General features: G+C 68.0%; 3 protein-coding genes. 2 read left to right on the top strand and 1 reads right to left on the bottom strand.

Features of this window, described 5'->3' with window-relative positions; genetic code table 11:
* The coding region (locus ACXJKR_RS30500) for a WD40/YVTN/BNR-like repeat-containing protein (RefSeq protein WP_457326031.1) at positions 1-1,035 on the top strand (1,035 nt) is incomplete at its 5' end.
* Here ACXJKR_RS30500 and ACXJKR_RS30495 read toward each other — a convergent pair.
* A complete protein-coding gene (locus tag ACXJKR_RS30495) occupies positions 1,036-1,902 on the bottom strand; it encodes an ADP-polyphosphate phosphotransferase (RefSeq protein WP_457326030.1) in 867 nt (288 codons plus the stop codon).
* A gap of 89 nt (positions 1,903-1,991) precedes the next feature.
* Between ACXJKR_RS30495 and ACXJKR_RS30490 the strand changes: the two genes are divergently transcribed.
* On the top strand, positions 1,992-2,172 hold a 181-nt coding region (locus ACXJKR_RS30490), incomplete at its 3' end, for a hypothetical protein (RefSeq protein WP_457326032.1).

Here is a 2,172-nt window from a genome sequence, read left to right as displayed (position 1 = left end):
CTTTTCGAGCTGCGCCGCCGTGGCAGCACCTGGCATATCGAGAACCTCAGCTTCGTGGCCGACCCGGTCACCATGCTGCTGCCGCCCGACGCCTCGGGCTTCATGCTGGCAGGGCTCAACCTGGGCCACTTCGGCGCCAAGCTGCAGGCGAGCGACGACGCCGGCAAGACATGGCACGAGGTGTCGGCGCCGAGCTTCCCGGCGCAGCCCGAGGGCGCCGAAGGGCCGGCCTGGAAGCTGGAACAGGTGTTCTCGCTGGAACGCTCGGGCGACGCGATCTGGTGCGGCAGCATTCCCGGCGGGCTGTTCGTCAGCCGCGACCGCGGCGAGAGCTGGCAGCTCAGCGAAGCTTTGTGGATGGACCCGCGCCGCCTGCAGTGGATGGGCGGCGGCAACCCGGCGCCGGCCTTGCACTCGATCTGCCCGCATCCATCGAACGCCGACGAGCTGCTGGTGGGCGTGTCCTGCGGCGGCGCCTGGCGCACCACCGATGGCGGCAGCAGCTGGGGCTTGCGCGCCAAGGGTATGCGGGCCGACTTCATGCCGCCCGAACTGGCCGGCGACGAGAACTCGCAGGACCCGCACCTGATCACCCGCTGCCGTGCCGAGCCCGATGTGCTCTGGTGCCAGCACCACTGCGGCATCTTCCGCAGCAGCGACAACGGCGCGACCTGGGAAGAGCTGCAGGCCCAGCCGTCGAGCTTTGGGTTTGCCGTCGCCGCGCATCCGGCCGACTCGCAGACGGCCTGGTTCGTGCCCGCGGTCAAGGACGAACGCCGCATCCCGGTGGATGGAGCTTTGTGCGTGACCCGCACCCGCGACGGCGGCAAGAGCTTTGACGTGTTGCGTGCCGGCCTGCCGCAGCAGCATTGCTACGACCTGATCTACCGCCACGGCCTGGCGGTGGACGACGCGGGTGAGCAGTTGATGATGGGCTCGACGACCGGCGGCCTGTGGGCGAGCGGCGACGCGGGCGACAGCTGGCAGGCCGTGTCGGCCCACCTGCCGCCCGTCTACGCCGTCAAGTTCGGCTGATCACGCCTTCAGCCGCTTGCGGATCGCCGCCAGCTCGACGGCGTCGAGGGTGGGCTCGGGGTAGCTCATCTTCAGCGCCGTGAGCGTGTCGACAATGACCTGGGACACGATCAGGCGTGCGTTGCGCTTGTCGTCCGCCGGCACGACATGCCAGGGCGCCTCTTCGCTGCTGGTCGCGCCCAACGCTTCGCCGTAGGCCTGCATGTATTTGGGCCAGAGCTCGCGCTCGGCCATGTCGTCGGCGGTGAACTTCCAGTTCTTGGCTGGGTCTTCCAGCCGCGCCAGGAAGCGCTGGCGCTGTTCCTCCTTGGACAGGTGCAGGAAGAACTTCAGCACCCGCGTGCCGTTGCGGTGCAGGTGCTGCTCCAGGTTGTTGATGGAGGCATAACGATCCGACCAGATCGCCGGCGCACGCGTCGTCTCCTTGGGCAGGGACTGGGCCTTCAGGATCTCCGGGTGCACGCGCACGATCAACACCTCCTCGTAGTAGGAGCGGTTGAAGATGCCGATGCGCCCGCGCTCGGGCAGGCACTGCGTGGTGCGCCACAGGAAGTCGTGATCCAGCTCCTGGGCGCTGGGATGCTTGAAGCTGAACACCTGGCAGCCCTGCGGGTTCACGCCCGACATCACATGCTTGATGACGCCGTCCTTGCCCGCCGCGTCCATGGCCTGGAAGACCAGCAGCAGCGAGTAGCGGTTGTGCGCATACAGCAGGTTCTGCAACTCGCTGAGCCGCTCGACCTGGGCGCCCAGCCGCTGTTCGTAGTCGCCCTTGTCGCTGTACAGCGGGTCGACGGCCGTGGCCCAGTGCTTGAGCTTGACCTTCTGGCCCGACGCGACCCGGTAGGTGTTCGTGTCAATCTTCATGGCGGAGCCTCCCGCAGCTGGCGATCCGCCAGCCTAACGCCGCCGTCCATCCGGTCGGTGTCAGACTTCGCCCCTCCTTCAACCCGCCGTTGCCGACGATGCTGCTGTTGCGCGCCTCCTTCCTGTTGCTGCTGGGCCTGACCGGCCTGGCGGTCCAAGCCGCCGACGAGGAGAACAAGCCGCCGGCCTACGAGCCGCGCGAGCACTACACCAAGTACGAGTACCGCGTGCCGGTGCGCGACGGCAGGAAGCTCTTCACCGCCGTCTATG

This window comes from Roseateles sp. P5_E11 (assembly GCF_054049355.1).
Note: the sequence above shows the minus strand (reverse complement) of the source record. Positions and strands in the feature narration are given on the sequence as shown.

Bases quoted from the DNA above. Each gene is read 5' to 3' on its own strand.
- ACXJKR_RS30495 (WP_457326030.1), bottom strand. From the start codon at position 1,902: ATGAAGATTGACACGAACACCTACCGGGTCGCGTCGGGCCAGAAGGTC.